We start from the raw sequence: 24,015 nt of genomic DNA, 5'->3' as shown, positions 1-24,015 counted from the left end.
GCGCAGTCTTGGGCAGATCCGCTTGCAATCCATTCACGCGCACCAAAGACTGGCGCCATATTGCCGAAGAGGTGCCCCATGCGCGCGACAGCCCCCCTTATGTCCCTGACCTTTGCTTTGGCCCTGCCGGGCACGGTGATGGCCGATGACATTCCCCTGACCAGCCGTGTCTCGGCAATCACGCTCTACCCGCAGGGCGCGACGGTGCGGCGCGCGGTGCCCTTCGATGCGCCCGCCGGTCAGCATGAGCTGATCCTTGTCGACCTGCCGCAGGACACCAACCTCGCCACCGTCCGCGCTGAAGTTTCGGGTGCCGAGATGGGCAGCGTCACGACGCGCCGCACCGCCCAGCCTCCGCGCAGCGACACGCAAAGCGCCGCCATCGAAGCTGCCCGCGACGAGGTCGAGCGCCGCGAGATTGCCTTGGAGGCGGCGCGCGCCGAGATTGCCCGCCTGCGCCTGGCGGTGGATGCGGCCAATGCGCAAACCGCTTTCCTCGCTCAGCTGGGGCAGGGGGACGGCATCGCGGCGCAGGACGTGGGCACCCTGCGCGACATGGCGCAGATGATTGGTGAGCAGACGCTGGCCGCGCGCGAGGCTGCGCATGATGCCACCCGTGCCGCCGCCGCCGCCGAGCGGGATCTCAAGGACCAGATCGAGGCGCTGGAGGAGGCGCGCCAAGCCCTCGCCGCGCTGGTGCCCGAAGATGAGGATCGCGCGATGCTGGCCGTCTCGATCACCGCGGCGGACCAGACCAGCGGCACACTGACCGTCACATATCAGACTTGGAATGCGGGCTGGGCGCCGGTCTATGACATGACCCTTACGCGCGACACCGGAGCGCTGACCATCGAGCGCGGCGCTTATCTCAGCCAAAGCACGGGCGAGAATTGGCAGGACGTTTCGCTGACCCTGTCGACCGTGCGGCCCAGCCAGCAGACCCGGCCCAGCGAGATCGGCCCCCTCCTGCGCCGCATCGGCCCGCCCCAGCCGGTGCTGCGCAAGGAGGCGCTGGGCGCCCAGATGGACAGCATGGTGATGGCCGAGGCGGCCCCGATGCCCTCCGAAGCGCCGTCCATCGTCACTGCCTCCGCCGAGTTCGATGGTCTGTCGGTCACCTATGATTACGCGCCGCCCGTCTCGGTCGCATCCGGGGCGGACGCCTTGCGCATCGCGCTCGGCACGCTTGAAACCGAGGCGACGATCGAGGCGCGCGCCGTGCCGCTCTATGACAGCAGCGCGTTCCTGATGGCCGAATTCACCAATGACACGGGCGAGCTGATCCTGCCCGGCGAGACGCATCACTATTTGGGCAGCACCTATATCGGCCAGACGCGGGGCGAACTGATCGCGGCGGGCGCAACGAGCGAAGCATCTTTTGGCCCCATTGATGGCCTGCGCCTGACGCGCACGACGCTGGACCGCGAAGAGGGCGGCAGCGGCCTTATCCGCAAATCCAGCGATCTGACCGAAACCGCCCGGATCGAGGTCGAGAACCTGACGGATGAAGCATGGCCGCTGCGTGTGCTCGACCGGGTGCCCTATTCCGAGCAGGAGGATCTGCAGATCGACTGGCAGGCCGAGCCGCGCCCGACCGAAGTGGATGTGGACGGCCAGACCGGTGTGCTGGCGTGGGAGTTCGACCTTGAACCGGGCGCGACCCGCGATCTGCTACTGGAATACGGCATGCAGTGGCCCGAGGATCAGGTCCTCCGATAGGGGCGGCCGCCTGCATCTTTTTAGAAAAATACTCAAATCCCGGACGGGTGAGGCAGGGCGCTCAGATATCCTTGCGGGCACTCAGGGCCGCGCTGATCGTGCCGTCATCCAGATAATCGAGCTCGCCCCCGATGGGCACGCCCTGGGCCAGCGATGTGAGGCGCACGCGCTCCTCGATCTGGTCGGCGATGTAATGCGCGGTGGTCTGCCCGTCGATGGTGGCGGCGAGGGCAAGGATAACCTCTTCGATCTCCTCTTCCTCGATCCGCCGGATCATTTGCGGGATACGCAGTTGTTCCGGCCCCACCTGATCGAGCGCGCTGAGCGTGCCGCCAAGAACGTGGTAGCGCCCTTTATAACTGCCGCCGCGCTCCATCGCCCAGAGGTCCGACACGCTCTCGACGACGCAGAGCATACCGTTGGCGCGTTTGGGCGCAATGCAGATATCGCAGATCTCGGAGGTGCCGATATTGCCGCAGGTCGCGCATTCGCGCGCGGTGGCGGCGACTGTCTGCATCATGTCCGCCAGCGGCATCAGCTTCATCTCGCGCTTGGCGATGAGGTGCAGCACCGCGCGCCGGGCCGAGCGCGGCCCGAGGCCCGGCAGCCGGGCCATCATCTCGATCAGGCTGTCGATGTCGCGGGTCGAACTCACAAGATTGTCCTGGCTATGACGGTGGGCGCCTTCGGCGAGAGTATTTGTCCCAAGATGAAGCAGCGGCGCCGCGCTCTAAAACGGCAGTTTCATGTCGGCCGGCAGGCCCATGCCTTCGGTCAGCTTGCTCATCTCTTCCTGAGCGCGGTCGCTGGCCTTGCCTTGGGCGTCCTTGATCGCGGCAAGAATCAGGTCCTCGACGACTTCCTTGTCGTCGCCCGAAAAGATGCTGGGGTCGATATCGAGGCTCTTGAGCTCGCCCTTGCAGGTGGCGACCGCCTTGACGAGGCCCGCGCCGCTCTCGCCGGTGACGGTGAGCGTGTGCATTTCCTCTTGCAGCTCGGCCATCTTGCTCTGCATTTCCTGCGCGGCCTTCATCATCTTGGCCATATCGCCCATCTGGCCCAGTCCCTTGAACATGTCGGTCTCCGATTGCTGAAGTGTTTGTTGTTAGATACGGGGCCGACCCGCATCGCACAAGGGGCCGGGCCGTGCGCGGTCAGGTCGCGCTTTTGGGTTTGCGGCTGGTATGCAGGATCATCGCGCCGCAAATCGCGGCGACAGCCACGATAAAGAGCGCGGGAGAGGCGAGGCATCCTTCGGCAAGGGCCTGAGCTCGCAAACCCGTCGGGTCCGCGGCGGCCACCATCATGGTTAGGCCCGACCAGAGCACACAGAGAACGAGCGCGCCCCAAGGGCTGCGCGCCATGACCGCGATGGCCGAGGCGGCAAGCAAGATGAGCGCGGCAGGTGTGGAGAAAAGGATGATCGCCTCACCCAGCATCGTGACGGGCACGCCGTCCCAATCCGGGCGTTCCTTGTCACACACCTCGGCCAGGGCCGCGCCGGGCACGAGCAGCGCAGCGGCTGTGATCAATCCTCTTCGAACGGGTCCCATTCATCCTCGACTTCGGGCAGGGCATCGGCCATCGCCGCATTTTCAATCTGACGGGCCGTGCGGATTTCGATGATTTCAGCGCCGGGAAAGGCGTCCTTGACGGCCTGCACGAGCGGGTGCCCCTCGGCCTCGCTGCGCAGGGCCATCTCTTTGGCGTCGCGCTTGGCGGCGATGGTTTTCTCGCCGCCCTCGTTGACCAGCGTCACGGCCCAGCGGTTGCCGGTCCAGCGTTGAAGCGCGGCGCCGAGGCGCTGGGCCAGGTCGTGCGGTGCGCCCTCGGTAGGTACGAACTCGATCCGGCCGGGCTGATAGGCGGCCAGCTGGACGCAGGTCTCGACCTCGACCAGCAGCTTGACGTCGCGGTTCGCGCGGATGAGCTCGACCACGTGATGAAAGCTCGGGTAATGGGCGAGGGCCGCGTCCGAGGCGAGGGCGAGCGTCTGGCCCGCGCCATTGCTGCCAGAGGCGCGGGGCTGATGCGACTGGTGCGTTTGCGGCGGCTGACTGGCCGGTGCGCCATAGGCGCTGGTACTGGCCTGCGCCGTGTGACCGCTGCCGCCGGTCTCTGCGTTACCGCCGGGCGCGTCCGTTGGCACCGGCGTATCCTTCAGCTTGCGCAAGAGTTCCTCCGGGCTGGGCAGATCGGCCACATGGGTCAGGCGGATCACCGCCATTTCGGCGGCCATCATTGCGTTGGGCGCGCCTGAAACCTCTTCAAGCGCTTTCAGCAGCATCTGCCACATGCGCGTCAGCACGCGCATAGGCAATGCCTCGGCCATTTGCAGGCCGCGCGCCCGCTCGTCCGGGCCGATAGTGGGATCGTCGGCGGCCTCGGGGGTGATCTTGACCACGGATGTCCAATGCGTGATCTCGGCCAGATCGCGTAGGACAGCCAGCGGATCGGCGCCATCGGAATACTGCGCGCCCAACTCGGTCAGCGCGCCGGCCGCGTCGCCCTTGAGGATAAGATCGAAAAGGTCCAGCACCCGGCCCCGGTCAGCCAGACCCAGCATGGCGCGCACCTGATCGGCGCCCGTCTCGCCCGCGCCATGGCTGATCGCCTGATCCAAGAGCGAGGTGGCATCGCGGGCCGAGCCTTCGGCGGCGCGCACGATCAGCGCCAGAGCATCGTCGGTGATCTGCGCGCCTTCGCTATCGGCGATGCGGTGCATGAGCTTCAGCATCACTTCAGGCTCGATGCGGCGCAGATCAAAGCGCTGGCAGCGGCTGAGAACGGTGACCGGCACCTTGCGGATCTCGGTCGTGGCGAAGATGAATTTGACATGCGCCGGCGGCTCTTCAAGCGTTTTCAATAGCGCGTTGAAGGCCGAGGTGCTGAGCATATGCACCTCGTCGATAATGAAGATCTTGTAGCGCGCGCTGGCCGCGCGGTAGCTGACCGTCTCGATGATGGCGTCGCGGATGTTCTGCACGCCCGTATGGCTGGCCGCGTCCATTTCCATCACGTCGACATGGCGGCCCTCCATGATGGCCACGCAATGCTCGCAGACGCCGCAGGGGTCGGTGGTGGGCCCGCCGTTTCCGTCCGCGCCGATGCAATTCATCCCCTTGGCGATGATCCGCGCGGTGGTGGTTTTGCCGGTGCCGCGAATGCCCGTCATGATGAAGGCCTGCGCGATGCGGTCGGCCTCGAACGCGTTTTTGAGGGTGCGCACCATCGCATCCTGCCCGACGAGATCGGCAAAGGTTTCGGGCCGGTATTTGCGGGCCAGAACGCGGTAGCCGGAAGGGGCGGTGTCGGTCATGTGGGGCGCCTGCTGGAATCGTCTGCTGTCAGGCGGTCAACGTAGCCGCGGCGCGCGCCCGCGTCCACCGCCCGAGCGTCACAACATCCAAAGGACCGCGCCGGTGCCGAGCGTCGCGAGGGTCAAGAGCGCGGCAAGGCGGCTGAAATTCTTGGAATCGGTCACTTCGGCGTCGTTGCATGTCAGCCGCTCATGCGTTTTGTTAGCCTGTCGCGCGGCGGTCCAGTAAATGACGATGGCGGTGAGCAGAAAGAGGCTGGCAACGCTCTTGGCCGCCCATGTCGGCTCGAACTCGCCAAAGACGGCCTTGAGCGCGATGGCGACACCGACCGCGCCGAGGCCGAGACCCATCCAGGAATTGAACGTGCGCTCATTTGCCATGATGGTCCGGTCCTCGGCCCAGTCGGTGCGCTGTTCGGCTTTTTCGGTCTTGTCGCTCATCGCCACGACGCTAAGCCATGCGCGGCCATTTGGCGAGACGGGTTTTTCTGGCGCATGGTGCGCGGGGCGTTATAGCTTGGGTGCGGGCCGCAAGAGGATCGGAGACCGTGCCATGAAGCTGAGAGGATTGCGCCGCAGCCGCAATATCGAGGATCGCCGCCGCTCGGGCGGCGGCGGGCGCGGCGCTGGCATCGGCGGTGTCGGCCTGATCGTCGTGCTGGCTATCGGCTATTTCGCAGGGATCGACGTGACGCCGCTCCTGCAGGGAATGCAGGGCGGTCCGGTACAATCGTCGCAGCCGCGTCAGCTTAGCGCCGAGGAAGAGCGCGCGGCCGAGTTCAGCGCCCGGGTGCTGGCCACCACCGAAGAGGTCTGGAGCGATCTGATGCCCCGGCAGGCGGGGCAGGAGTATCGCCCGCCGGTCATGGTTCTCTATTCCGGCGTCACGCAAAGCCCTTGCGGCGGCGCATCGGGCGCGACGGGGCCATTTTACTGCCCAGCGGATCGCAAGGCGTATCTCGATACCGAATTCTTTGCCACGCTGGCCGAGCGGCTGGGCGCGCGCGGAGATTTCGCCGCGGCATATGTCATCGCGCATGAGGTCGCCCATCACGTCCAGAACGAGCTGGGCATTCTGGGGCAGGTCAATGAGGCCCGGCAAGCCAGCGGCGAGGCGCGCGCCAATGCGCTGACCGTGCGGCTGGAGCTTCAGGCAGATTGCCTCAGCGGTGTCTGGGCGCAGGCGGTGGGCGATTTGCTGGAGCCGGGCGATCTGGACGAGGCGCTGAACGCGGCGCGCCGGATTGGGGATGATCACCTGCAACGTCAGGCGGGCCGCGTGCCACAGCCCCACACCTTTACCCATGGCACCTCCGAGCAACGCTCGCGCTGGTTTGCCCGCGGATACGAGCGCGGGCAGATGGCCGCCTGCGATACGTTCGGCGCCGAGCGGCTTTGAGGGGCGGGGCGGGTGACGGGCTTTGTCCTTCACGCCCTGCCGGTGCTGCGCGGTATCCTTGCCACCGCGCCCCTGCCGGGTGCGGGTGGCGAATACGAGGCCGACATGACTCACCTGGACGACTGGCGGCCCTCAATGGTGATCACGCTGACGGAGCTCCCCGAGATGGTCGCCGTTGGCGCGGGCGATCTGGGACATTCCGTCGTCGGAATGGGCGCGCGCTGGGTTCATGTGCCAGTTCCAGACTTCGGCGTGCCGGATGCGGCGGGGATGGTTATATGGCGCAAGGCAGCGCCTGCCGCGCTGTCCGCGCTACGCGGAGGGGGGCGCGTCCTTATCCACTGCCGGGGCGGCTGCGGACGCTCGGGGATGGCCGCGCTGCGCCTGATGACCGACGCGGGCGAGCCGGGCAGCGCCGCGCTGGCGCGGCTGCGCGGCGTGCGTCCCTGCGCCGTCGAGACGAAGGCGCAGATGCGCTGGGCCCTGCAAGGGGCTGGACCGGGCACCGGGACGGAGAAGGCGGTGTAAGGTGAGAGGCTGGACAACGACCCAAGCGGGGCTCGTTACGGCTGCTTCCTTCCGGATCTGACCGGGTTGGCGAGGCGCCTGCCCGCGCCAACCTCTCACCTCGCTAGATAGACAGGATGGCGCAATGATGCAAGGGGGGCTGGCGTGCCTGCTGCGCGAGTGAGTTCGGAACGGTGAAGGCGCTATAGCGCCAAGTAGCCAATGGCTGAGAACGTCAGCATGACGCCGCCCCACTGGCCGGGCGTCATGCGTTCGCGCAGGATGGCCCAAGCAAGGATCACCGTGATCATGCCGAAGGTCGAGGCGGCGACCGAGGCGAATTCGGGCCGCGCCATGCCGGCCGCCGCGATCACGATGCCAAGCGCGATGCAGTCGAGCACCCCCATGAGGCCCAGAAGCGGCAGCGCGCCGCGCGCGGGCCAGCGGATGCCGCCCGATGTCGCCAGAAGGATCAACGCAAGCCCCACAGCTATGATGCGCGTGACCAAGATCGCGGGCACTTCGCTGCCCGCATGTGCCGCCGCCTGGCCGAGCGCGAAGGTCGCGGCGAAGGCCGCGCCGCCAAGGACTGCCCAGACGATTGCCGCACTCTTGTTTCCGCTGCTTGCCGCCTCGTCTGTCAGCAGTCCCACGATGGCGACGCCGGCGATGACCGCGCCCACCGCGAGCCATTGATCCGCGCTGACCGCCTGGCCCGAGGCAGCGGCCCAGCCGACGGAGAGCACCGGATAGGCGCCGATGATGGGCGCGACAAGGCGCACGGGGCCAATCTCGAACGCCTTGTAGAGCCCCAGATAGGCTAGCGTGAAGGTGATGCCGCTGGCCATGGCAAGAGCGCTCGCCGTGCCACTCATCGCGGCCCAGTCTCCGACCAGAAACGCGGCGGGCGCCATCACCAGCGTACCGACGATCAGCACCGTTGTCAGCGCAGGCAGGATGCCGACCCGCTGCGAGACATAGCGCACGCAAATGTCGTGGATGCCCCAGCAGAGCGCCGCGATGAGGCCAAAGACGAGTGAGCCCATCAGTTGGGCGGCCGAAAGAAGGGGACCATGAACACGATGCACGCGACGAGGAAGAACACCGAGCCGAACATGGCCCAGAAATGGCCGATACTTGCGATGCAAAAGCCCACCGCAGAGATCAGGAACAGGATCCACCCCAGAAAATTGATTTGATGATCGGTCATATTGGTGAAGGCTCTTGTTGCTTGGAACTCTCTTCCGCGATATTCTGGAAGGTAAATAAATATTCCACAGATGCAATCATTGCATCTTCTGGGGAGATGCGACGATGCTCGACGATATCTACGCCAGGGTCCAGCCCGGTCCGCCGCGCCCCAGTAAAATAATCGAACCGCGCGTGTTCTCGATGCCGCCGGGCACCGAACGCTACGTCGTCGAGGGTAGTGGCGCCATTCTGATTCGCATCGAGGCGGGTGACCGCTTCACCATCACCAATGATGAGGGCGGCCAGCCTTGCGAGGTGGTCGCGGCAGATGAGAAAGGGGTGATCGACCCCGGCATCATCGGCGGCGCGTCCAATAGCGATGCGGCGGGGCTGAAGGCGCTGCTGAGCGCCAGCGACCAGTCCTTGCGCGGTCTGCGCATGGGTCTGGAAGCGCGCGGGCTGAACCTGTCGCAGGCGCGCGCGCATCGGTTCTGGGATGCAGGCACTCCGGCCAAGGCCACTCAGGATTTCGCGGTGGAGCGGGACGGCGTTTTGATCATCGCGGCGCCGGGCGGCGCCATGGACCTCGAGGCGCAGGACACGACAACGCCGCTGACGTTGATGGTCCACCGCGCGGTCATCAAGCGCGTCGCCAAGTTCGAGCTGCCCGAGCCGCTGGCCGAGCCGCTGCAAAGCATCCGGGTGCACAGCGCCACCGCCGAGGCCTATTTCGTCAAGGCGGGCGACTACATCCAGATCCAGGATGTCGACGGGCGCCAATGCACCGATTTCGAGTGTTTCTCGGCCTCCAAGCTGGACAAGGGGATCGAGCACGCGCTGGACGTGACCACTACACGCACCCTGATGAGCCATGCCTACCCGATGCCGGGGCTGCATGCGAAATACTACGATCAGGAAATGCTGCCGCTGGTCGAGGTGGTGCAGGACACATGCGGGCGGCACGATGCCTTCGCGCTGGCCTGCTCGGCCAAGTATTACGACGATATCGGTTATCCGGGGCATGTGAACTGCTCGGATAATTTCAACCGCGAGCTGGCGCGCTACAATGTCGGCGGGCGGCCCGGCTGGATGGCCATCAACTTCTTTTTCAACACCAGCATCGACGATCATGGCGTCATGTATACGGACGAGCCGTGGTCGCGCCCCGGTGATTACGTGCTTTTGCGCGCGCTGACCGATCTGGTCTGCGTCAGCTCGGCCTGCCCGGATGACACCAGCGCCGCCAATGGCTGGAATCCAACCGATATTCACATCCGCACCTATAGCGGCACCGAGAAATTCAGCCGGTCGGTAGCCTACCGTCCGACACCCGATTCAGAGGCGAAAATGACCAAAGAAACCGGATTCCACGACAATTTTGCCAAACTGACGCGCAATTTCATCGAGTATAATGGCTATTGGCTGGCCGATTGCTTTGCCGAGACCGGCCCGATCGAGGAATACTGGGCCTGCCGCAAGGCCTGCGCGATCATGGATCTCAGCCCCTTGCGCAAGTTCGAGATCACCGGCCCGGATGCCGAGAAGCTCTGCCAGTATGTCTTTACCCGCAACATGAAGACGCTGGCCGTAGGCGGCGTGGTCTATACCGCGATGTGCTACGAGCATGGCGGCATGATCGACGACGGCACAGTCTTCCGCCTCGGGCCGGAGAATTTCCGCTGGATCGGCGGCACGGATTATGGCGGCGAGTGGATCCGAGAGCAGGCCGAGAAGCTGGGCCTGAAGGTGCTGGTACGCTCTTCCACGGACCAGTTGCAGAACGTCGCCGTTCAGGGGCCGAGCAGCCGCGATCTGCTGCGCAAGCTGGTCTGGACCGCGCCGCATAATCCCGAGTTTGATCAGCTGGGCTGGTTCCGCTTTACCCCCGCGCGGCTGCATAACGAGACGGGCACGGCCTTTGTCGTCAGCCGCACCGGCTATACCGGCGAGTTGGGCTATGAGGTAATGTGCCATCCCAAGGATTGCGACGAGATATTCAAGGCGATCTGGGACGCGGGTCAGGAATTCGGGCTGAAGCCGATGGGCCTCTCGGCGCTCGACATGGTGCGTATCGAGGCCGGACTGATCTTTGCGGGCTATGATTTTTCCGACCAGACCGATCCGTTCGAGGCGGGCATCGGCTTTACCGTGCCGCTGAAGTCGAAAGAGGATGATTTCATCGGGCGCGACGCGCTGATCCGCCGCAAGGAGCATCCGGTGCGCAAGATGGTCGGCCTCGAGATCGACAGCAAGGTGCAGGTCAGCCACGGCGATTGCATCCATATCGGCCGCGCGCAGATCGGCGAGGTGACATCGTCGATGATTTCGCCGCTTCTGGGCAAGAACATCGCACTGGCGCGGGTGGATGTGACCCATGCGGACTTCGGGACCGAGGTGGAAGTCGGCAAACTTGACGGACATCAAAAACGTCTGCCGGCCACCGTGGTACCCTTTGCCGCATATGATCCCAAGAAAGAGCGTCCACGATCATGACCGAGACAGTGCTGGACAAGCTGGGCGGCGAGGCCGCATTGAAACGCCTAGTCGAGCATTTCTACGATCTGGTCGAGGCGCGCCCCGAAGGCGCGCAGATCGTGCGCCTGCATATGGACGGCCACGGGCTTGCGGCGACGCGGGAACAGCAGTTCAATTTTCTCTGCGGGTTCTTTGGTGGGCGGCAATATTACAAAGAGCTGCACGGCCATATGAACGTGAAGCTGATCCACGAGCATATCCCGATCACCGCCGAGGATGCCGAGAATTGGCTGGCCCTTATGGATCGCGCGCTGGCCGATCTGGGCCATTCCGGCGCCCATGTCGAGCGGATCCGCGCGACATTGCGGCGCGTGGCGCTGATCCTGGTCAACGATGGCGATGTGGTGGGCGAGCATAGCAAGCGTCTGGCCAGTATCTGACCGGGCAGGGTGCCGTGTCCAGAGGCTCACCGATGACGCAGCAAGGCACGCGCCGGAGCCTGCGGGTCCTGGTTTTACGCGAAGCCCGCGCTTACCTTGGCCACAGCATCCGCTGCTCGGGCGGCAATTCGCTGCGTCTGATCGGGCGATATCTGGTGGATAGCGCCTTCACGGCGGCGTCTGCATGCCCGTCGATGGCAAGGCCCAGCACCTCGCCCATGATCCCCGACCCCTTCATGGCGATGACCACCGAATGGCCTTTGCCTTGAATGATGTAGTGGTGCAGGGCCGGGTCATAGGGAAACCGGCCCCAATGCAGGTTCTCGTTCTTTGTCGAACCGTGCAGAATGAAATGATCGCGCGCACCCGCGTCGATGGCGCCTATCGTCTCGTGACGGAATGCTGGCATGCGTGTGCGCCAGAGGGCCCAGCGGCCGTCCTCGGGGACGATATCGGGATGCATCGAAAACTGGGCTGACGTGGCCACGACGCGGTCGACCTTGGTATATTGCGGCAGCACCAGCGCCATGAAGCCGCCCATGCTGTTGCCCAGCGCGACCACCTCCTTGATCCGGTGCTCGCGCACCACATGCTCGATCTGTGCGGCGATCGCCTCGGCAAGGCCGGGCGCATTCATCCACGTTCGAGCGCGCTCGGAGACCAGCAGCACGTGGTTGCGGCCCCCGTCCGACGCCGTGCCGATGAACTCCCACGGCGGATAGGCCCACCGCCTTTTGCCGACGCTACTCAAGCTGACGACCAGGCGCGAGCCGGTGCCCGGGAGATAGCCGATGATGTGGTCGTCATGCTCGACCCGCAGGTCGATGGGCAGATGCTGCTTGGTGTCGTTGGTCATGTGTCTACCCGGCTGATGTGACAGTTTTCTTAGAATGCGGGGCGCACGAAAACAACTGCGTGGTGCGCGGCCGGTTTGAAAATGAAAAAGCGCGGTGGGATTACCACCGCGCTTTGCCGTCATGTAGATCCGCCTCGCGTCAGTTCTGCAGATAGACCTCGAGACTGTCATCCATCGCGTCTTTCCACGGCGTATGGTGCTTGGGCGCCATGGTTCCGGTCATCACCGATTTGTAGCTGTTATTGCGGAAGGTCATGATGTCCTGCTTCTTGTGACCTTTCCACTCCTTGAACGCCTTGCAGGCGCCCTCGACGTCGAAACTGGGATAATCGGTCTCGGCGATCAGCTCCTTGATGTAGTCGCCCTGGTACCAGATGGCGTCGTAATCATCCTCGCCCGCATCTTCGCGCTTGATGCGGTCGGCGACATCGGCCTCCATCTCGGATTTGCCGGGGATCGCGATCTTGCCCATGATGGCATCACGCACCCACCAGGCCTGCGCGTCGAACATGTTGAAGGTGAACCACTGGTCCTGCATCCCGAGATAGAACATCGACGGGTCATGCACCCATGCGACACCCTTGTAGAGATCGGCGGTGGCCAGGCGGTTGGCGGTGCGCAGGCGCAGCGCGTCCTCCATGAAGGGGAAGTGGTGCTGATACCCGGTGCAGAGCAGGATCGCGTCCACGTCCTTGGTGGTGCCATCCTTGAAATGCGCGGTCTTGCCGTCGACATGCGTCAGCAGGGGGACTTCCTGCCAGTTGTCGGGCCATTTGTAGCCCATCGGCGCCGTGCGGTGGCTGACGGTCACGGATTTGCAGCCGTATTTCCAGCACTGGCTGCCGATATCCTCGGCCGAGTAGGAGGTGCCGATGATCAGGATGTCCTGATCCTTGAACTCGACCGCGTCGCGAAAATCATGAGCATGCAGGATGCGGCCCGGAAACTTGTCGAAGCCCTTGAATTCGGGCACGTTCGGCGTGCTGAAATGCCCCGTCGCGCAGATGACGTGATCGAACTCCTCGGTGTATTCGTGATCCTTGGGCAGGTCGCAGACAGTGACGTGGAACTTGCCGTCCTTTTTCTCGACATAGCGCACGGTGGTTTCGAACCGGATCCAATCGCGCACCCCAGCCTTCTTCACGCGGCCTTCGATATAGTCGAAAAGGACGGCGCGGGGGGGATAACTGGCGATCTGTTTGCCGAAATGCTCTTCGAACGAGTAGTCGGCGAATTCCAGACCCTCCTTGGGACCGTTCGACCAAAGGTAACGATACATCGACCCGTGCACCGGCTCGCCATATTGGTCCACGCCAGTCCGCCACGTATAGTTCCACAGGCCGCCCCAGTCGTCCTGCTTTTCAAAGCAGACGATCTCGGGGATGTCCTCGCCCTTGGCCTGCGCGGACTGAAATGCGCGCAGCTGTGCAAGGCCCGAAGGACCGGCGCCGAGGATTGCGATACGTTTTGTCATGGAAGTCTCCCGTTGGTTCAAACCGGTTTTTTTGTTGGTTCATTTGGTATGGACCAATTCAATCGGCGGCACCCACGGGTGTCAAGAAAATTGGGTCATTTTCGGGCGTTTTTGGTGCCCGCATCTAGCCTTCTTGCAAGAGCTGGCGCTGCTCCTCGATCAGGTGCAGCTTGATGAATTCGACGGCGGCGTCTGTATCGCGGGCGGCTATGGCGTTGAAGAGGCTATTGTAGCGCTTTTGATAGGCCTCGATGCGCGCGGGGGTCAGGTGCCGGCGCAGCTGCGCGGTACGGAAACTCTGGCGGCAGGCGTCCAGCACCAGATCGTAGCAGCCCGCGATCAGCGGATTTCCCGTGCCGGCCGCAATCTTGCGGTAGAATGCCTCTTCATGGCGCACGAAAGCACCCGCATCGGTGTGCACAGCCTCGATATCGCTCAGGATTTCGCCCAGTGCCTCGATGTCGCGGGGCGGCATGTTGACCACGGCAAGGCGCACCATGTCCGGCTCGAGGATGCCGCGGATCACCTGCAAGTCCAGCGGGCTGGACGAGGCGGCGATTTCACTATGCGAGGCGGCGGGCGCGCCGCCGGTCTGCGGGTTGACATAACTGCCGCTGCCCGCGCGGCGGCGGATCAGGCCGTGGCTCTCCAGCACTTCCAGCGCCTCGCGCACGGTGTTGCGGGCCACACCCAGATCCGCGGACAGCATCCGCTCTGACGGCAGGCGCTCGTCCACCGCGTATTCGCCGCTGCGGATGCGCCCGAAAAGCGTATCGACAACGGTCTGGACCGTCGCGCTCATCTGGGTCTGGGCGGTGAAGGCGGGTGTGAGTTGCGCCAGCGACATGAGGGTTTCCTTTTCCGTCGATCGACCCCAGTTTACACAATGCACTGCGCACGCAAACGGTGAATTTGTAACGCGCGCTCAATCGAAGGAGCCTGATATGAAAACCGAAGATACCGAAAGCGGTCCGGTCGAGCTGTGGACCCCCAAGGAAATTGCGGATACGCGCGATGATGTCGTGCTGATCGACGTGCGCACCCCGCAGGAACATGCGCTGGAGCGGATCAGCGGCGCGATGCTGATGGCGCTGCAGGAGTTTCGCCCCGAGTACCTGCCGGATCAGAAATCCAAGCGGATCGTGCTGCATTGCGGCTCGGGCGTGCGCTCGGGCAAGGCGGCGCAGCAATGCCTGGACGCCGGTTTCCACCGCGTCGCGCATATGGAGGGTGGCCTCGCCGCGTGGAAAGAGGCGGGGCTGGAATACATTGGCACCGACATAGCCTCGGGCGCGCCCAAGAAGATGCGCAAGGATAACTGACAGGGTTTGGATGATAAAAGGGGCGCGCCGGATCGGCGCGCCCCTTGAAAAATCCACCTGATGCGGGGTCAGATGTCGATCGTGTTCTCGCGCTCCCAGCGTGAGAAGTGCGAGACGAACTGGTTCCATTCGTCGCGCTTCATCTTGAGGAAAGCAGCCGAGAATTCCTCACCCATAGATGCCTTCAGCTCCTTGTCGCTGTCATAGGCGCGCATGGCGTCCAGCATGTTCAGGGGTAGCTTGGGCGCTCCCTTCACCTTGTGGCCGTCGGCATACATGTCGATATCGTGACGCTTGCCCGGATCGGCCTTCGAGCGCACCCCCGAGAGGCCCGCCGCGATGATGACCGCCTGCAGCAGGTAGGGGTTCACCGCGCCATCGGGCAGGCGCAACTCGAACCGGCCGGGGCCGGGGACGCGCACCATATGCGTGCGGTTGTTCCCCGTCCAGGTGACCGAGTTCGGCGCCCATGTCGCGCCCGATGTGGTGCGTGGCGCGTTGATGCGCTTGTAGCTGTTCACCGTCGGGTTGGTGATCGCCGCCAGCGCGCTCGCGTGCTTCATGATCCCGCCGAGAAAGTGCTTGCCCTGCTCGGACAGGCCCAGCTCGCCGGTGGGGCTATCGGACTTTTCAGCGGCAAAGATATTGGTCTTGGCATCCTTGCCCGCACCGTCCCAGACCGAGATATGCGCGTGGCAGCCGTTGCCCGTGAGGCCCGGGATGGGCTTGGGCATGAAGGTGGCGCGCATGCCGTGCTTTTCGGCGACGGTCTTGGTCATGAACTTGAAGAAGCTGTGCTGGTCCGCCATCTTGAGCGCATCGTCGAAATCCCAGTTCATCTCCCACTGGCCATTGGCATCTTCGTGGTCTGACTGGTAGGGGTTCCAGCCCATTTCCAGCATGTAGTCGCTGATCTCGCGGACCACCTCGTAACTGCGCATCATTGCCTGCTGATCGTAGCAGGGCTTGCCCGCCTTATCGAGATTGTCGGAAATCTGCGTGCCTTCGGGCGTGAGCAGGAAGAACTCGGCCTCGATGCCCGTCTTGATATGCATGCCCTCGTCGGCGGCCTCCTTGATCAGCCGGCGCAGCACGTTGCGCGGCGCCTGGGCCACGTCCTGCCCCTCCATCATGCAGTTCGCGGCGACCCAGGCGATCTCGGGCTTCCAGGGCAACTGTATGACCGAGTCCGGGTCCGGCACGGCCAGCATGTCGGGATGGGCTGGCGTCAGATCGAGATAGGTCGCAAAGCCTGCAAAGCCCGCGCCATCCTCCTGCATGTCGGCGATGGCGCGCGTGGGAACCAGCTTGGCTCGCTGGGCGCCGAAGAGGTCAGTAAAGGAGATCATGAAGTATTTGACGCCATTGTCCTTTGCGAACTTGGCCAGATCGGTAGTCATGTTTTGTTGTCCCTGTTGTTTTATTTGTGGGAGGCTAAAAGCAAAAAAGGCGCGGCACAATCTGCGCCGCGCCTTTTGCGCCTCGGTTTAGTAGCTGGAACCCGGCTTGCCCGGATACCAGCTGGTTCCGGCCAGCGGGATCTTGGCCATCGCTGCCGCCTCCATGGTCAGCGCGCACAGATCCTCGGGCTCGAGATTGTGCAGATGGTTCTTGCCGCAGGCCCGCGCGATCGTCTGCGCCTCGAGAGTCATCACCTTGAGGAAGTTGTTGAGGCGGCGCCCGCCCTCGATCGGATCAAAGCGCTTCATCAGCTCGGGGTCCTGCGTCGTGATGCCCGCCGGATCGCGGCCCTCGTGCCAGTCGTCATAGGCGCCCGCCGTGGTGCCCAGCGCGTTATACTCGGCTTCCCAGCGCGGATCGTTGTCGCCCAGCGCGATCAGCGCGGCAGTGCCGATGGCAACCGCATCCGCGCCCAGCGCCAGCGCCTTCGCGGTGTCCGCGCCGCCGCGAATGCCGCCCGAAACGACCAGCTGCACCTCGCGGTGCATGTCCATGTCCTGAAGTGCGCGTACCGCCTCGCCGATGCAGGCGAGGATGGGCTGGCCCACATGCTCGATAAAGACGTCCTGCGTGGCCGCCGTGCCGCCCTGCATGCCGTCCAGAACAACCACATCAGCGCCGGCCTTGACCGCCAGCGTGGTGTCGAAATAGGGGCGCGCGCCACCGATCTTGACGTAGATCGGCTTTTCCCAGGCCGTGATCTCGCGCAGCTCGAGGATCTTGATTTCCAGATCGTCAGGGCCGGTCCAGTCAGGGTGGCGGCAGGCGCTGCGCTGGTCGATGCCCTTGGGCAGGTTGCGCATCTGCGCGACACGGTCCGAGATCTTCTGACCCAGCAGCATGCCTCCGCCGCCTGGCTTGGCGCCCTGGCCGACGACCACTTCGATAGCGTCGCAGCGGCGCAGGTCATCGGGGTTCATGCCGTAGCGCGACGGCAGCACCTGGTAGACCAGTTTCGAGGAATGGCCGCGCTCTTCTTCGGTCATGCCGCCATCGCCGGTGGTGGTCGAGGTGCCGGCCAGCGTCGCGCCCCGGCCCAGCGCCTCCTTGGCGGGGCCTGACAGAGAGCCGAAGGACATGCCGGCGATCGTCACGGGAATATCCAGTTCGATCGGCTTCTTCGCATAGCGTGTGCCCAGCGTCACCTTGGTGTCGCATTTCTCGCGATACCCTTCGAGCGCATAGCGCGAGATCGACGCGCCGAGGAACAGCAGGTCGTCGAAATGCGGCAGCTTGCGCTTGGAGCCGCCTCCCCGAATGTCATAGATGCCGGTGGCAGCCGCACGGCGGATTTCGGCATTGGTCGGGTTCGAAAAGGTCGCCGACTGGATGGGTACGGTGCGCGGTGCGTGCTTGGCGTCGTCTTTCATGGCGGCCCCCTCAATATGCGTTGTCGATGTCAAAATTATAGAGCTTGCGGGCCGAGCCATAGCGCTTGAACTCTTCGGGCTTGGCATCGCATTCGCCGCGCTCCAGCAGGTCGGCGAGAATTTCCAGATGTTCGGGGCGCATCTCCTTCTCGATGCAATCGGCGCCCAGAGACTTGACCTTGCCGCGCACGAAAAGGCGCGCCTCGTAGATGCTGTCGCCCAGCGCGTCGCCCGCATCGCCGCAAACAACCAGATTGCCGGTTTGCGCCATGAAGGCGCTCATATGGCCGACATTGCCGTGCACGATGATGTCCGCGCCCTTCATCGAGATGCCGCAGCGCGAGCTGGCATTGCCCTTGATGACGAGCGTGCCGCCATGGGCGGTAGCGCCGGCATACTGGCTGGCGTCGCCGTCGATGATGACCGTACCCGACATCATGTTCTCGGCCACGCCCGGACCGGCCGAGCCATGCACGCGGATCGTGGCCTGCTTGTTCATGCCGGCGCAGTAATAGCCGGTCGAGCCCTTGACGATCACCTCGATCGGCGCGTCAAGGCCGACGGCGATGGCATGGCTACCCTTGGCGTTGACGATTTCCCAAGCGGTCTGGTTGGTGTCTTTGGCCTGCGCCTGCAGCGCGGCGTTGAGGTTGCGCAGGCCCTGCGCCTCGAGGTCGAAAGTTTGCATTTACGCGGCCTTCTCGGTTGCGGTGGGTGCAGCGTTGTGGCTCCAGAAATAGACGGTCGAGGGCTCGGGTTCCCAAACGCGGGCATGCTCGATGCCGGGCAGGTTGACGAGCGCGCGGTATTCGCTGCCGAAGGCGACATACTGGTCCGTCTCTGCCATCACGGCGGGCTTGCACGCGATCGGATCGCGCACCACGCCAAAGCCGTCCTTGGTGCCGACGACGAAGGTGAAGAACCCGTCGAGATCGTCGAGGCTCGATTCCAGCGCCTCGCCCAGCGTCGCGCCGTTCTGCATCCTCCATGTCAGGTAGGCCGCGCCTACCTCGGTGTCGTTCTCGGTCTCGATATGCACGCCCGCCTTGCGCAGCTTGCGGCGCAGGCTGGCATGGTTCGAAAGCGAACCGTTATGCACGAGGCACTGGTCGCGCCCGGTGTTGAACGGGTGCGCGCCCATCGTGGTCACGGCGGATTCCGTTGCCATGCGGGTGTGGCCGATGCCGTGGCTGCCCGTCATCGACGAGATGTCGAAACGTGCGGCGACGTTCTTGGGCAGCCCGACCTCTTTGTAGATCTCCAGCTTTTCGCCCGTGCTCATGATGCGCACATCGGGGCGGATATCGGCCAGCACTGTGCGCGCGGCGGCGGCCCACGCGGTGTCGATCTCGATCACGGCATGCGTGTCCTTGACGCGCATCGTGACGTCGCCGCCCAGCGCCTTTTGCATGTCCTTGTCCAGATCTGCGAAATCACGGTCGGGCGTGTCCGATTGCACCGTCAGCTTGACCTTGCCAGGGCTGTCGCTGCCGTAGATGGCAATGCCCGCGCTGTCGGGGCCACGGTCCGTCATGGTGATCAGCATGTCCGTCAGCATCTGGCCAAGCTTCGGCTCCAGCGACGTGTCCTTGAGAAAAAGTCCTACGATCCCGCACATGAGTTGCGATCCTTCTGTGATGTCGATTCTGAGGCTAGCAGCAAAGCCTTGCCTGCTCAACTATCAAGAAACAAATTTTCATTTAAGGCAAAAGGAGGCGCGCCATGGCACGCCCACGGTCGCCAGCGCCTCTATCCGGGCTGATTGCCCGCCCATCCGGAATTTTCCAACCCAGGAGGATTGGCGCCAGTGATGAAATTTCACCGCCGCGTTTGGTCTGGGCGCGGCGGTGAGAGCAAAGCTTACGGTTTCAGAGGGATGTGCGGCGCTAAAGGTGGAACACCTGATTGGCGATGATCACCACGATCACCCCTGCGGCCAGCGTGATGTAGGGCAGCATGCCCGCCTTGCGCTGACTTAGGTCGGTGTTGCCGCCCACTGAAAGATCCTCTAGCATCTTGGCCGGAAAAATGCCCTTATCGGTGACGTAGTGGCGATACCAGAAGACGGGCAGGATCAACGCGATGGCGATGATGGCCGAGCGTAGTGTGCCCTCGCCCCAGACATTCGCGCCCGCGCCCAGCAGCATCGCGTTGACGAAGGCCAGGATGCCGCCGATCCACAGCATGATGGTGGGCGCCTTCCAGGGACGGCGGACATCCGCGTTGTCGATCCGGTGCAGCCAGCCCGCATGCAGGTTGAGGAAGTTGAACACCAGGTAGCAGCAGTTTGAGACGGCGAGGACAAAGAGGTAGTCCGACATCAGCAGAAGGATCAGGTTGAAACCCAGATCCGTCCACATGCCGGTGACCGGCGCGCCATGTTCGTTCGTACGCGACAGGTATTTGGGCAGCCAACCATCGACCGATCCCTGGTAGAGCGTGCGCGACGAGCCTGCCATCGACGTCATGATCGCCAGCGTCAGCGCCAGGAACAGCATGACCACCATGATCTTGGCAATGATCGTGCCGCCGCCCACCATGCCCGCCATCGCACCCGCCACGGCCGAGCCGTCGACGATACCCGGCTCCAGCATGCCGTCGACGCCGAGCACGCCCTGAAAGCTGAGCGGAACCAGTGTGTAGACAACGACGCAGACGACGCCTGCGGCGATGATCGCCCGAACGGTATCGCGCTGCGGATCCTTGAACTCGCTGGTATAGCAGATCGCGGTCTCGAACGCGTAGGCGGACCACGCCGCGATGAAGAGGCCGCCAAGGAAGAGGGTCGTGCCCTCGATGTTCCACTCGCCCGAGATGGGAACGAGAGGCAGCAGATTCTCCGCCAGAACATCGCCGGTCAGGAGCGGCACGACGCCGACGATGAGCAGCGGGATCAGAACCGCGAGGCCGATGATCGTCTGCAGCTTGGCCGCTGCGGAAATGCCCTTGTGCTGCGCGATGAAAACGCAAAGCAGGATGGCCGAGCCGACGATGGAGACTGCATTGATGCGCAGCGTCAGGCCCGCATTGAGGAAATCGAGGTTCAACAGCGTGATCTCCCACGCGTTGATCGACGATTCGGCACCAAAGAGCGATGTCAGCACGTATCCGGCTGCCAATCCGCCCCCGATGGCCAGAACGGGCGTCCAGGCCAGCCAGTTGCACCAGACCGACAGGGGCGCGATGATCTTGGAGTAGCGCACCCATGCGGCGGCACCATAGATGGATGCACCGCCCGATTTGTTGGGGAAAAGGCCCGCGATCTCGGCATAGACGAAGGCCTGAAGGAAGCCGAAGCTGACCGACAGCATCCAGATCACCCATGACGGGTTGCCGATAGTGGCGGCGATTCCCCCGATCGAGAACAGCACCAGAGCGGGTACGCCCGATGCCATCCAGAATGCGTCTTTCCAGCCAATAGCCCTTTGCAGGCTACCTCCGCCGCTCTCGCCGGGTGTTGCCATTTGCGTCTTCTCCCACTGTGATTTTTCTTTGCGCAGAGCCGTCTTTGCTCTCAGGAATAAATTTTTCCTGCGACATTCAGTCGCGTTTTTGGGTCGCATGTCAATCGGCGGATCGCCCATATTGCGCAAAAATTGCCTGTGAGGAAATATTATTGCATGGCATTCTTGCTTTTTGAGCGCGGCTGAGGCTCAATGCCTCGACGAATTTTGACTCATCGCAACAGGGGGCCACCACATGGCAATTATCTGGAGACATTCCGCACTGGCACATCGCCACGCCGAAATCGGCGGCGAGCTTGAGGACTGGAACGGCATGGGCACCGCGTGGTTCTACGACCACAGCGAAGAGCGCGGCCAGGCCGATTACGAGCGGGTGCGCACCAAGGCGGGGCTCATGGATGTCTCGGGCCTGAAGAAGGTTCACCTGACCGGGCCGGACGCCGCCTATGTCATCGACCGAACCACCACCCGCAATGTCGAAAAGCTGATGCCGGGCCGCGCGGTCTATGCTGCGATGCTGAACGATCGCGGCATGTTCATCGACGATTGCGTGATCTACCGTTTGTCGGTCAACACCTGGATGGTCGTGCATGGCACCGGCGCGGGCATGGAATCGATGACTGCCGCCGCCGCCGCCAAGAATGTCGCGATCACGTTTGACGACGACCTGCACGATATCTCGCTGCAGGGCCCCGTCTCGGTCGATTTCCTGGAAAAGCACGTGCCGGGCATTCGTGATCTTGCCTATTTCGGTATCATGCAGACCAAGCTGTTCGGCTGCCCCGTTATGATCTCGCGCACCGGCTATACCGGCGAACGCGGCTACGAGATATTCTGCCAGAAAAAGCACGTGGTCGAAATCTGGGACCAGATCCTGGCAGAGGGCAAGGATATGGGTATCGGCCCCGTGCAGTTCAGCACGCTGGACCGTCTGCGCACCGAATCCTACCTGCTCTTCTTTCCCGGCGACAACTCCGAGACCTACCCGCACGAGAACGGCGATCCCGCCGGTGACACCTTGTGGGAGCTCGGCCTCGAATTCGTCGTCTCGCCCGGCAAGATCGGTTTTGTCGGCGCCGAGAACCACTACGCGCTCGAGGGCCGCGAGCGGTTCAAGATCTACGGCGTCAAGCTGGAGGGCGACGTGCCGGCTGACGAGGGCGCGGATCTCTTGCAGGACGGCAAGAAGGTCGGCACTGTGACCTATGGTATGGTTTCGCGCATCAACAAGCATAACGTCGGCATCGCCCGTATGCCTGTGAACGCGGCCAAACCCGGCACAAAACTGACTGTCCGCAACGGCGATGGCACCGAAACCCCCGCCGTCGCCGCCGAGATGCCCTTCTATGACAAGGACAAGAAGATCCGCACGGCCAAGGGCTGACATTTGATTTTGCCGGCGGCGGGGATCGCCCTGCCGCCGGCCACGAAAAAGAGACCAACAGGAGACCATGGCGCACATGTCGAAGTTTGAATTCCCCCCCTCGATCAAGAGCCGCCCGGTCTGGGGCAGCCTCGAGGCGCGCGCGGGCAAGCATCATCTGATGATCGTCGATGCCGAGGGTGCCGAGGCCATTCTGGACATCGCCACGCCCGAGCTGATGGCCAAGGCCCATATCATCTACATTCCGAAGGGCACGGATTACGAGCAAAAGCTGCGCGATCTGGATCCGGCGATCCTGCATGTCGCACCCAGCTATTCCGCCTCGCTTCCGCGTTTGCGCCGTATCCTGCAGGACGCGCATATGGGGCTGCAGATCTACCTCGCGGGGACCGAGGGGCTGATGGGGCAGGCGATGCAGGAGGCGACCGAGGCCGGCATTCCTCACACCGCCATCCAGACCGAGCACCGCGGATCGACTGCACGCCGCATGCAATGCGTGCACTGCAAGGGCATCACCGAGGATGTCGAGGTCGACCCGTTCACCTGCTCGCATTGCGGGCTGACCCTGTTCGTGCGCGATCACTATTCGCGCCGCCTTGCCGCCTATCAGGCCGTCTGCGTCGATGCCGAAGAGCCGGGCAACATTCCTGAACAAAAGGGGATTTACGAATGAGCGGAGCCACCAAGATCAAAGTGCGCGTGACCGAGATCGTCCCGCTGAACGAGCTGGTGACGCGCTTCAAGTTCGAGCCGGTGGATGGCGGGCTATTGCCCACCTTCTCGGGCGGCGCGCATACGGTGATCGAGATGAAGGACGGGGATCGCACGCGCCTCAACCCCTATTCGCTGATGTCCGACCCGGCCGACCGCGGCGCCTACACCATATCCGTGCGCCGCGACGACGAGGGCAGGGGCGGATCGCTCTTCCTGCACCAAAAGGTCAAGGTCGGCGATGAGATGGTTCTGTCGAACCCCGTCAATCTCTTCAGCCTCGATCTGCGCGCAAAGAAACACCTGATGATCGCGGGCGGCATCGGCATCACGCCCTTCCTCGCCCAGATCAAGCAGCTGGACCGCAGCCACGGCAATTGGGAGCTGCATTATTCTGTCCGCAGCGAGGACCTGGCCAGCTACGCCAAGGAGCTGACCTCCGAGCATCCAAATGACGTGCATATCTATCACGATGACCAGGATCAGCGCATCGACCTGGAGCATCTGCTGGATGGCCAACCCCTTGGAACGCATATCTATATCTGCGGCCCCAAGGGCATGATCAACTGGGTGCGCGGCACCGCGAAAGAGCTGGGCTGGCCCCGCGAGTCGGTGCATTACGAGGAATTTCTGGCGCCCAAGCCGGGCAAGCCCTTCGAGGTCAAACTGGCCGTCAGCAACAAGGTGATCGAGGTGGGCGAGCATGAGAGCCTGCTGGAAGCGATCGAGCGGGCCGGGGTAGATGCGCCTTACCTCTGCCGCGGCGGCGCTTGCGGGCAATGCGAGACGGACGTGCTGGAATGCGACGGCAAGATCGTGCACCGCGACCACTGGCTGGAGCCTGAAGAGCACGCCTCGAATGAAAAGATCATGCCTTGCGTCAGCCGTTTTGAGGGCAAGACGCTGGTGCTGGACCGATAGGG

The 24,015-nt window shown here is 63.5% G+C and carries 24 protein-coding genes and 1 other RNA gene; 9 read left to right on the top strand and 16 right to left on the bottom strand.

Translation table 11 applies throughout. The features are described 5' to 3' along the window. Positions 1-78 precede the first annotated feature (78 nt). Positions 79-1,719 (top strand): DUF4139 domain-containing protein, encoded by a 1,641-nt coding sequence (locus tag ACEWPM_RS14440; protein ID WP_393963001.1) that lies wholly within the window; start codon positions 79-81, stop codon positions 1,717-1,719. A 61-nt stretch (positions 1,720-1,780) separates the two neighbouring features. Here ACEWPM_RS14440 and recR read toward each other — a convergent pair whose 3' ends face one another. From recR to ACEWPM_RS14415, 5 genes are all read right to left on the bottom strand, one after another. Beyond that, a complete protein-coding gene (gene recR / locus ACEWPM_RS14435; protein ID WP_393963000.1) occupies positions 1,781-2,374 on the bottom strand; it encodes a recombination mediator RecR in 594 nt (197 codons plus the stop codon). Positions 2,375-2,449: 75 nt separating this feature from the next. Beyond that, complete coding sequence (locus ACEWPM_RS14430) at positions 2,450-2,794, bottom strand: YbaB/EbfC family nucleoid-associated protein (protein ID WP_393962999.1); 345 nt, start codon at positions 2,792-2,794, stop codon at positions 2,450-2,452. Positions 2,795-2,873: 79 nt separating this feature from the next. Next, positions 2,874-3,251 carry a hypothetical protein gene (locus tag ACEWPM_RS14425; protein ID WP_393962998.1) on the bottom strand — a complete coding sequence of 126 codons (378 nt, stop codon included), beginning with the start codon at positions 3,249-3,251 and terminating at the stop codon, positions 2,874-2,876. Next, positions 3,248-5,038 (bottom strand): DNA polymerase III subunit gamma/tau, encoded by a 1,791-nt coding sequence (locus tag ACEWPM_RS14420; protein WP_393962997.1) that lies wholly within the window; start codon positions 5,036-5,038, stop codon positions 3,248-3,250. Before ACEWPM_RS14420 ends, ACEWPM_RS14425 begins: the two co-directional genes overlap by 4 nt. Positions 5,039-5,116: 78 nt before the next feature. Further along, positions 5,117-5,479, bottom strand: a complete 363-nt coding sequence (locus tag ACEWPM_RS14415) for a DUF202 domain-containing protein (protein WP_393962996.1) — start codon at positions 5,477-5,479, stop codon at positions 5,117-5,119. Between the two features lie 112 nt (positions 5,480-5,591). Between ACEWPM_RS14415 and ypfJ the strand changes: the two genes are divergently transcribed. Beyond that, positions 5,592-6,437, top strand: a complete 846-nt coding sequence (gene ypfJ, locus ACEWPM_RS14410; protein ID WP_393962995.1) for a KPN_02809 family neutral zinc metallopeptidase — start codon at positions 5,592-5,594, stop codon at positions 6,435-6,437. Positions 6,438-6,449: 12 nt separating this feature from the next. Beyond that, complete coding sequence (locus ACEWPM_RS14405) at positions 6,450-6,965, top strand: protein-tyrosine phosphatase family protein (RefSeq protein WP_393962994.1); 516 nt, start codon at positions 6,450-6,452, stop codon at positions 6,963-6,965. Here ACEWPM_RS14405 and ffs read toward each other — a convergent pair. The 3 genes from ffs to ACEWPM_RS14390 all read right to left on the bottom strand — a co-directional run bounded on the left by ffs (position 6,965) and on the right by ACEWPM_RS14390 (position 8,154). Beyond that, an RNA gene (ffs, locus tag ACEWPM_RS14400) (signal recognition particle sRNA small type) lies at positions 6,965-7,063 on the bottom strand. The two genes, ACEWPM_RS14405 and ffs, sit on opposite strands and share 1 nt — an antisense overlap. Before the next feature lie 84 nt (positions 7,064-7,147). After that, the gene (locus ACEWPM_RS14395) at positions 7,148-7,990 is read right to left on the bottom strand and encodes an EamA family transporter (protein ID WP_393962993.1); all 843 of its coding nucleotides are present in this window, start codon (positions 7,988-7,990) and stop codon (positions 7,148-7,150) included. Further along, positions 7,990-8,154: a cytochrome oxidase subunit III gene (locus tag ACEWPM_RS14390; RefSeq protein WP_393962992.1), complete on the bottom strand. Its 165-nt coding sequence runs from the start codon at positions 8,152-8,154 to the stop codon at positions 7,990-7,992. Before ACEWPM_RS14390 ends, ACEWPM_RS14395 begins: the two co-directional genes overlap by 1 nt. 104 nt (positions 8,155-8,258) lie before the next feature. Between ACEWPM_RS14390 and ACEWPM_RS14385 the strand changes: the two genes are divergently transcribed. Both ACEWPM_RS14385 and ACEWPM_RS14380 read left to right on the top strand, forming a co-directional pair. Further along, the gene (locus ACEWPM_RS14385; protein ID WP_393962991.1) at positions 8,259-10,628 is read left to right on the top strand and encodes a trimethylamine N-oxide demethylase; all 2,370 of its coding nucleotides are present in this window, start codon (positions 8,259-8,261) and stop codon (positions 10,626-10,628) included. Next, positions 10,625-11,050 carry a group II truncated hemoglobin gene (locus ACEWPM_RS14380; protein ID WP_393962990.1) on the top strand — a complete coding sequence of 142 codons (426 nt, stop codon included), beginning with the start codon at positions 10,625-10,627 and terminating at the stop codon, positions 11,048-11,050. Before ACEWPM_RS14385 ends, ACEWPM_RS14380 begins: the two co-directional genes overlap by 4 nt. Before the next feature lie 91 nt (positions 11,051-11,141). Here ACEWPM_RS14380 and ACEWPM_RS14375 read toward each other — a convergent pair whose 3' ends face one another. The 3 genes from ACEWPM_RS14375 to ACEWPM_RS14365 form a co-directional block, all read right to left on the bottom strand. Then, complete coding sequence (locus tag ACEWPM_RS14375; protein ID WP_393962989.1) at positions 11,142-11,906, bottom strand: alpha/beta fold hydrolase domain-containing protein; 765 nt, start codon at positions 11,904-11,906, stop codon at positions 11,142-11,144. 139 nt (positions 11,907-12,045) lie between these two features. Next, entirely contained in the window at positions 12,046-13,380 is a 1,335-nt protein-coding gene (locus tag ACEWPM_RS14370; RefSeq protein WP_393962988.1) for an NAD(P)-binding domain-containing protein, read from the bottom strand. A gap of 124 nt (positions 13,381-13,504) precedes the next feature. Next, positions 13,505-14,227, bottom strand: coding sequence for a FadR/GntR family transcriptional regulator (locus tag ACEWPM_RS14365; RefSeq protein WP_393962987.1), 723 nt, complete (start codon positions 14,225-14,227; stop codon positions 13,505-13,507). A 97-nt stretch (positions 14,228-14,324) separates the two neighbouring features. Between ACEWPM_RS14365 and ACEWPM_RS14360 the strand changes: the two genes are divergently transcribed. Then, positions 14,325-14,702: a rhodanese-like domain-containing protein gene (locus ACEWPM_RS14360; protein WP_393962986.1), complete on the top strand. Its 378-nt coding sequence runs from the start codon at positions 14,325-14,327 to the stop codon at positions 14,700-14,702. A 68-nt stretch (positions 14,703-14,770) separates the two neighbouring features. Here the strand turns inward: ACEWPM_RS14360 and glnT are convergent, their stop codons facing one another. The 5 genes from glnT to ACEWPM_RS14335 all read right to left on the bottom strand — a co-directional run bounded on the left by glnT (position 14,771) and on the right by ACEWPM_RS14335 (position 20,997). Next, entirely contained in the window at positions 14,771-16,102 is a 1,332-nt protein-coding gene (gene glnT, locus ACEWPM_RS14355; protein WP_393962985.1) for a type III glutamate--ammonia ligase, read from the bottom strand. 87 nt (positions 16,103-16,189) lie between these two features. Then, on the bottom strand, positions 16,190-17,533 hold the full coding sequence (locus ACEWPM_RS14350) for an FMN-binding glutamate synthase family protein (RefSeq protein ID WP_393962984.1): 1,344 nt from the start codon (positions 17,531-17,533) through the stop codon (positions 16,190-16,192). Positions 17,534-17,543: 10 nt separating this feature from the next. Further along, positions 17,544-18,221, bottom strand: coding sequence for a GltB/FmdC/FwdC-like GXGXG domain-containing protein (locus ACEWPM_RS14345; RefSeq protein ID WP_393962983.1), 678 nt, complete (start codon positions 18,219-18,221; stop codon positions 17,544-17,546). Next, positions 18,222-19,151: a class II glutamine amidotransferase gene (locus ACEWPM_RS14340; protein ID WP_393962982.1), complete on the bottom strand. Its 930-nt coding sequence runs from the start codon at positions 19,149-19,151 to the stop codon at positions 18,222-18,224. It lies immediately after the preceding gene. A gap of 268 nt (positions 19,152-19,419) precedes the next feature. Then, positions 19,420-20,997: a trimethylamine N-oxide permease gene (locus tag ACEWPM_RS14335; RefSeq protein ID WP_393962981.1), complete on the bottom strand. Its 1,578-nt coding sequence runs from the start codon at positions 20,995-20,997 to the stop codon at positions 19,420-19,422. Positions 20,998-21,232: 235 nt separating this feature from the next. On the opposite strand from ACEWPM_RS14335, the gene ACEWPM_RS14330 reads away from it, so the two are divergent. The 3 genes from ACEWPM_RS14330 (at position 21,233) to ACEWPM_RS14320 (ending at position 24,013) form a co-directional block, all read left to right on the top strand. Next, a complete protein-coding gene (locus ACEWPM_RS14330; protein WP_393962980.1) occupies positions 21,233-22,381 on the top strand; it encodes an aminomethyl transferase family protein in 1,149 nt (382 codons plus the stop codon). 76 nt (positions 22,382-22,457) lie between these two features. Then, positions 22,458-23,054, top strand: coding sequence for a dimethylamine monooxygenase subunit DmmA family protein (locus tag ACEWPM_RS14325; RefSeq protein WP_393962979.1), 597 nt, complete (start codon positions 22,458-22,460; stop codon positions 23,052-23,054). Next, complete coding sequence (locus tag ACEWPM_RS14320; protein ID WP_393962978.1) at positions 23,051-24,013, top strand: PDR/VanB family oxidoreductase; 963 nt, start codon at positions 23,051-23,053, stop codon at positions 24,011-24,013. Before ACEWPM_RS14325 ends, ACEWPM_RS14320 begins: the two co-directional genes overlap by 4 nt. Positions 24,014-24,015 lie beyond the last annotated feature (2 nt).

The sequence above is a fragment of the Roseovarius maritimus genome (genome assembly GCF_043355895.2).
In the GTDB taxonomy this organism is placed as follows: Bacteria; Pseudomonadota; Alphaproteobacteria; order Rhodobacterales; family Rhodobacteraceae; genus Roseovarius; species Roseovarius maritimus.
The sequence above is the reverse complement of the archived record's forward strand: the minus strand, read 5'-3'. Positions and strand labels throughout refer to the sequence as shown.